Source organism: Nocardioides sp. (genome assembly GCF_025965415.1).
Lineage (GTDB): Bacteria > Actinomycetota > Actinomycetes > Propionibacteriales > Nocardioidaceae > Nocardioides.
This window is the reverse complement of the sequence record NZ_JAOPWY010000138.1, coordinates 61,385-67,998: the sequence shown is the minus strand read 5'-3', so window position 1 is coordinate 67,998 and position 6,614 is coordinate 61,385. Positions and strand designations below refer to the sequence as shown.

The following is a 6,614-nucleotide window of genomic DNA, read 5'->3' as shown; positions in this document are numbered from 1 at the left end:
GCAGGAGCGGCGGCCCCGGCCGCGCCACCGCGCCGGGCCCGCAGCGCCTCGTCGCGCAGGGCCTGGTCGGGGCCGTCGACGCGCTCGGCGAGCCAGGGCGGGATGAAGGTGCAGACGGGTGAGTGGGTGTCCCGAGAGGTCATGGGACAGGTCTACCCCTCGGCGCCGACAGTCGGTAGGGGAGCCGGCCCCACGCTCGCGAAGTCTTGAAATCGACCCCGGCGCACTAGACTTCTGACGCTGCGGCCGTGCCGGCTGCGCCCCGGCCGCTCGGCCGATCGCTCGTCTCCGCCCGGAAGGCTCCTGCATGTCCACCCAGTCCCGCTCCGACCTGCGCAACGTCGCGATCGTCGCTCACGTCGACCACGGCAAGACCACGCTGGTCGACGCGATGCTCCGCCAGGCCGGTGCCTTCACGGCCCACCAGGCCGAGAGCGTCGCCGACCGCGTCATGGACTCCGGTGACCTCGAGCGCGAGAAGGGCATCACCATCCTCGCGAAGAACACCGCCGTCCACTACGCAGGTCCGGCCGGTGGCGGTCAGCCGATGGTCATCAACATCATCGACACCCCCGGCCACGCCGACTTCGGCGGCGAGGTCGAGCGCGGGCTGTCGATGGTGGACGGCATCGTGCTCCTCGTCGACGCCTCCGAGGGCCCGCTCCCCCAGACCCGCTTCGTGCTCCGCAAGGCGCTCAACGCCGACATGCCGGTGATCCTGGTCGTCAACAAGACCGACCGCAGCGACGCCCGCATCGCCGAGGTCGTCGAGGAGACCTACGAGCTCTTCATGGACCTGCTCGACGAGAGCCACAGCCAGGACGCGCTCGACTTCCCGGTCGTCTACGCCTCGGGTCGCGCCGGCATCGCCAGCCTCGTCGCACCCGAGGACGGCACGATGCCCGAGGGCAGCGACCTCGAGCCCCTGTTCAAGACGATCCTCGAGACCATCCCGGCCCCCGTCTACACCGAGGGTGCACCGCTGCAGGCGCACGTCACCAACCTCGACGCCTCCCCGTTCCTCGGCCGGCTCGCGCTGGTCCGGGTCCACGAGGGCACCCTCAACAAGGGCCAGACCGTGGCCTGGATCCGTCGCGACGGCTCGGTGAAGAACGTCAAGATCACCGAGCTCCTCGTCACCGAGGGCCTCGAGCGCCAGCCCGGCAAGAGCGCGGGTCCCGGCGACATCGTCGCGGTCGCCGGCATCCCCGAGATCACCATCGGCGAGACCCTCGCCGATGCGGAGAACCCGGTCGCGCTGCCGCTCATCCACGTCGACGAGCCCGCGATCTCGATGACGATCGGCACGAACACCTCTCCGCTCGTCGGCCGCACCAAGGGCGGCAAGGTCACCGCCCGCCTGGTCAAGGACCGCCTCGACTCCGAGCTCGTCGGCAACGTGTCGCTGCGCATCCTCCCCACCGAGCGTCCCGACGCGTGGGAGGTGCAGGGCCGCGGCGAGCTGGCGTTGGCCATCCTCGTCGAGCAGATGCGCCGCGAGGGCTTCGAGCTCACCGTCGGCAAGCCGCAGGTGGTCACCAAGGAGATCGACGGCAAGCTGCACGAGCCGTTCGAGCGCCTCACCATCGACGCGCCCGAGGAGTACCTCGGCACGATCACCGAGCTGCTGGCGGCCCGCAAGGGGCGCATGGAGTCGATGACCAACCACGGCACCGGCTGGGTCCGCATGGAGTTCCTCGTGCCCGCCCGCGGCCTCATCGGCTTCCGCACCGAGTTCCTCACCGACACGCGCGGCACCGGCATCGCACACGGCATCTCCGAGGGCTACGAGCCCTGGGCCGGCGAGATCCGCTCGCGCACCAGCGGCTCGCTGGTCGCGGACCGCAAGGGTGCGGCGACGGCGTACGCCATGACCAACCTGCAGGAGCGCGGGATCATGTTCGTCGAGCCGACCACCGAGGTCTACGAGGGCATGATCATCGGCGAGAACTCCCGCGCCGACGACATGGACGTCAACATCACCAAGGAGAAGCAGCAGACCAACATCCGGTCCGCCACCTCCGACAACTTCGAGAAGCTCATCCCGCCGCGCCACCTGTCGCTCGAGCAGTGCCTGGAGTTCTGCCGCGACGACGAGTGCGTCGAGGTCACGCCCGACGCGGTCCGCATCCGCAAGGTCGTGCTCGACGCCAACGCCCGCGCCAAGACCGCGTCGCAGTCGCGCAAGGCCAACAAGTAGTCCTGCTTGTCCGACCACCTCGACCTGCCTGATCCGCCCGGCGACGACCTCGCCGGGCGGCTGGCGTCGTGGCTCGAGGGGCTGGGCCTGGCCGACCAGCTGGCCGCGGCGGGACTGCCGACGTACGACCGCGACGCCGGCGGCGTCGTGCACTGGCACGATCCGGCCAGGGGTGAGCCGCTGGCTCCCGACCGGCTGTCCGAGCTGGACGGACTGCTGCGGTCGGTGGGCGACGACCCGGCCCACGCCGTGCCCGTAGGGCTCGTCCGGCTGCGTCGCGAGGGGCGCGTGCGAGCGGCGCTGCTCGACGGCGGGTGGCTCGGCTACGCCGAGGTCGGCCGGCTGCGAGGTGTCTCCGAGAACGCGGCACGCTTCGCCCTGCACAAGGCCGCCGAGCGTCGGACGGTCCTGCTCGTGCAGCACGAGGGAGCCACCCTCGTCCCGACCTTCCAGCTCGACGACCAGGGCCAGGTCCGCAGCGAGCTGCTGGCGGTCCTCGAGCCGCTGCTGACCGCCGGGGTCGATCCGTGGCGCGCCTGGATCTGGCTCACCACTCCGGCCGCCCTGCTGGGCGGCGCGGTCCCCCACGAGGCCGCCCGCGACGCCGACGAGCTCCCCGTCGTGCAGCACGCGGCCGTGGCGCTGGCCGAGCGCACGCGAGCACCGCGGGGCTGATCAGGCGCAGGTGCGGAACTGCATCTGCCTGACCCGCGTCAGGTGCGCCGTCGAGATCAGCGGTGTCGCGGTGGACCACAGGCGCAGCGACAGGGCGGTGATGCCCAGCAAGCCGTTGGCGTACGTCACCTTGACCGTCTGCGCCGCGGAGTAGTCACCACTCCGGGCCGTCGTGCGCCAGCCGTCGGCGAACGTGCCCGACCCCGTGATGCTGGAACCCGGCGCCGACCCGGGGACCTCGGCCGGGGTCGACGCCAGGCCGACGTAGTCGTGGTAGCCGGTGCCGCGGTCGATGTCGTCGAGGAAGAACGTGAGGCTGCGGCGGGACGGGTGCGCGTGCTTGACGTCACGAGATCACCTGCAGAGGTCCGAGTACCTGTACGAGTGCCTTTTCCTTACCGGCCCGCGGCCCCGCCCTGTGTGGGGGGCCGCGGGCCGGTGGTGCCCCGGGGACGTGGTCAGTCGGTGACGACCGCCACGCCCTCGATCCGGATCGGCTTGTTCTTCGCCACGACGATCCGCAGCTTGCCCTTCTCGGCCTCGTCCAACCGGAAGGTGCGGAGCTGGCTGAAGGCGGTCTTGCCCTTGAACCGGACGGTGCCGATCTTCTCCTCGCCGAGGAATACCCGGGCGACGCCGCCCTTCGGCAGCGTGCCGATGACCAGGACGATCCGCTCGGTCTTCAACACCCGGGTGACCAGCTCGGAGCCCTTGCGCCTCGAGGTGAGGTAGTGGCCGGAGAACGCGCGGTCGCTCTTCTTGCGCTCCCACGCACCCTTGCCCTTGCGGGCGAAGGTGCTGTCGTTGCGCGGGACGGTGAAGGTGACCTTCGCCGGCTTCGGGTCGGTGACCCCGGCCGGGTTGACCGCGGCCACCTCGACCACGTGCGTGCCCGCGCGGAACGTGTCGGTCAGGCCGGACGGACCACAGGGAACCGTCTCCTCGTCGACCGTGCAGACGAACGTCGACGACGGCACGGTCGAGGAGTAGGTGATCGTCTGCTTCTTCTTCAGGACGATCGAGCCGTCAGCCGGTCCGGACGTGATGGCGGTGTCCGGGGAGGGCGTGGCGACGAGCTTGAACGAGCCATCGTTGAGGTCGAAGAAGACGTTGTCCACCGCCTCGATCTTGATCCGTACGTCACCGGCGGTCACGTTGGGCATGGTCAGCGTCTGCGACCCGTCGTTCGGCGTGGACGCCGCGAGCACCGTGTCGAAGCTCGCGCCACCGTTGGTCGACACCGTGATCTTCACGTTCGGGGCGAGGCCCTGGGTGTTGTTGACCGCCCACGTGACCGGGACCGACGAGCCGCCGGCGACGGTCACCCCGGCCGTCGACTGGGAGGTCACCAGGAACGGACCCGCGCCCGGGTCGACCCTCAGCGCCACCTCGTCGTACGCCACTCCGCCGCCGTTGGGGAACAGGTCCCGCGCGGTGAGGCGGAACGTCATGGTGCGGTCGGTCTTGCCGAAGCTCCCGAGGTAGTCGGTGGTGGGAAGGAACTCGGAGTAGCAGTCGAGCTCCTTGTCGGCCAGCTGTCGGTTTGCCGGGGTGGTCGGTGTCGGGCAGGTCCCTGTGGCGGCGTTGGTGTTGCCGGCCAGCACCTGCGTCATGTCGGGGAAGACCCGGGTGAGGCTGCCGTCGGCGAGGTTCTCGCCGGGCGACGGGCTCTGCAGGCTGTCCTCCTTCGTGACGACGGCGTCATCGCCGAAGACGCGGAAGAGGGGCCCGAAGACCTTGGTGTTGCTGGGCAGGGCCGTTCCGTTGCCGAAGTTGGTCTGCTCCCACAGGTAGACGAGAGGGTCGCCGTCGGGGTCCGTGCCGGACACGCCGGTGAGGGAGAACGGGGTGCGGACCGGGACGGTCTCGTCGCCCGGCGCCGTGACCTCCGGAGCGGAGTTGGCGGCCACGTCCGGCCTGTTCGGGATCGGTACGCCGTCGTTCTGGGCAGGTCCGCCGCGCGAGGTCTCGCCGACGAATCCGTCCACGCCGGACGGGTCCACCGTGAGCTCAGGGACGTCGACGAGCACGTCACCGGCGTCCGGGATGATCGACGGCCTGTCGTTGAAGATCACCTGGAAGCCGCGTGCGTCCGGGCCGGTCAGGTCGGGCTCGTAGCCGTTCTCGTCGAAGCCCCACGAGGTGATGGAGACCGGCTGCCCGGTGAGGGACGTGATCGCCGCATCGAGGCCGGCGGTGTTGTAGGAGGCGAACGGGATGGTCGCCGTGTCGCCGTCGAACTCGAGGTCGAGCGAGTCGCCGGCCTCGAACGCCTCGGTGAGGGAGACCGTCTGGACCTCGACGTTGTCGTAGGTCGCTGCCCGGTAGGCGTCGACCTCGTCGATGGTGTTGAACGAGAAGTAGGGGTCGGTGTGGGGCTGGAGGTCGTCCTGGCGGCAGATGCCGGCGTAGGCCATCACCGTCGAGCCCGAGCCGGGCTCCACCGAGGCGTCGGAGATGTTGCCGCCACAGTTGCCGGCCGCGCCGTTGAAGGTGTGGTTGCCGGAGAACTGGTGGCCGATCTCGTGGGCGACGTAGTCGATGGCGAAGAAGTCGCCCGTGGGCTCGGAGAGGCCGGTGCAGCCGCCAGCCTTGTAGTCGCCGCCCACGACGCCGAGGTAGGCGATGCCGCCACCGTCGACGCCGAGCGCGATGTGGCCGACGTCGTAGTTGGAGGCGCCGATGAGCTGGCCGAGCACGGTGCGGTTCTTGCCGAGGGTCGGCACGTCGCAGAAGTCGAGCTCACCGTCGGTGTCGTCGGCCGGCGTGCCGGGGGTGCCGTTGTCGTCGTAGGGCTCGAAGCAGGGCGCCACGCCGCACGGGCCGTCGGCACCGGTGGCCTTGGCGTCGGTGTCGAGGTTGAGCTTGTCGGTGCCGTTGACCAGACGCAGCTCGGTGGCCAGGTCGGCGTTGTAGATCTGGTTGACGCGGTTGATCAGGGTGACCTTCTCGGCGAGGACGTTCTCCGTGCCGAAGTAGGCGGCGTACGACGGGTCGGAGGTCAGTGCCAAGCGGTAGAAGTGGCGCTGGACGGGCTGGCCGGGAGCCGTCGATCGGTCCGCGGCAGCAGCGGCGACCGTCTCGCGGATGGCGTCGACCTCTCCCTCGGCGCGACGCTTGGCCGGTGCCGGGAGCGCCGAGGCCAGGTAGCTCAGGTGGGCCGTCGTGCCGCGGCGGTTGTAGGCCGGGTCGACGTACCAGTCACCGGCGCCACCGAGCGTGCGGACGAAGGCGTGGAAGCCCATGGGGGTGATGTCGAGGGCGATGCTGGCGCGCACGTCGTCGACGCCACGCCCCGCCCAGGTCGCGATCTCCGGGTGCTCGGCGGCGAGCTCCGACTCCATCGTCTGCGTCCGCTCGACGCTGAAGGCCTGGAGGGCGCCGTCCGGACCGGGGATCTCGACGACGGCGGAGCCGGACCTGCCGGGCAGGGCGGCGCGCAGCGCGGCGACGTCCACGCGCGAGGCGGCGTACTCCTTGGGCTCGACGCGGACCTGGGAGCCGGTGGGCTCGAATCCGCGGAGCGTGGCGAACGGCTGGTCGTCGGGGGCGGCGGAGGCCGGGGACACGGTCCAGGCCGGCAGCACCCCCAACCCCACGGCCGTGGCGACCAGGACGGCGAGTCGGCGAGCGCTGGATCTGGGCAAGGCATTTCCCCTCTGAGCGACAGTGCGCGCAGCCTAGGCACTGGGGGCGACAAACCACCACCCCCTCTCGGGGCCCGGTGACCGGGGGCCGA

Annotated in this window: 4 protein-coding genes; 2 read left to right on the top strand and 2 right to left on the bottom strand. The window is 70.7% G+C overall.

All coding sequences use genetic code 11. The features are described 5' to 3' along the window. Positions 1–307 precede the first annotated feature (307 nt). Both typA and JWN97_RS14530 read left to right on the top strand, forming a co-directional pair. On the top strand, positions 308–2,200 hold the full coding sequence (gene typA, locus JWN97_RS14535) for a translational GTPase TypA (RefSeq protein ID WP_297623938.1): 1,893 nt from the start codon (positions 308–310) through the stop codon (positions 2,198–2,200). Between the two features lie 6 nt (positions 2,201–2,206). Beyond that, on the top strand, positions 2,207–2,875 hold the full coding sequence (locus tag JWN97_RS14530) for a hypothetical protein (RefSeq protein WP_297623935.1): 669 nt from the start codon (positions 2,207–2,209) through the stop codon (positions 2,873–2,875). Here JWN97_RS14530 and JWN97_RS14525 read toward each other — a convergent pair whose 3' ends face one another. Next, complete coding sequence (locus JWN97_RS14525) at positions 2,876–3,004, bottom strand: hypothetical protein (protein ID WP_297623932.1); 129 nt, start codon at positions 3,002–3,004, stop codon at positions 2,876–2,878. A gap of 329 nt (positions 3,005–3,333) precedes the next feature. After that, positions 3,334–6,522, bottom strand: a complete 3,189-nt coding sequence (locus tag JWN97_RS14520; protein WP_297623929.1) for a reprolysin-like metallopeptidase — start codon at positions 6,520–6,522, stop codon at positions 3,334–3,336. Positions 6,523–6,614 lie beyond the last annotated feature (92 nt).

Excerpts from the sequence above, each read along its gene's own strand:
- typA (WP_297623938.1), top strand. The coding sequence starts at position 308 with ATGTCCACCCAGTCCCGCTCCGACCTGCGCAACGTCGCGATCGTCGCT.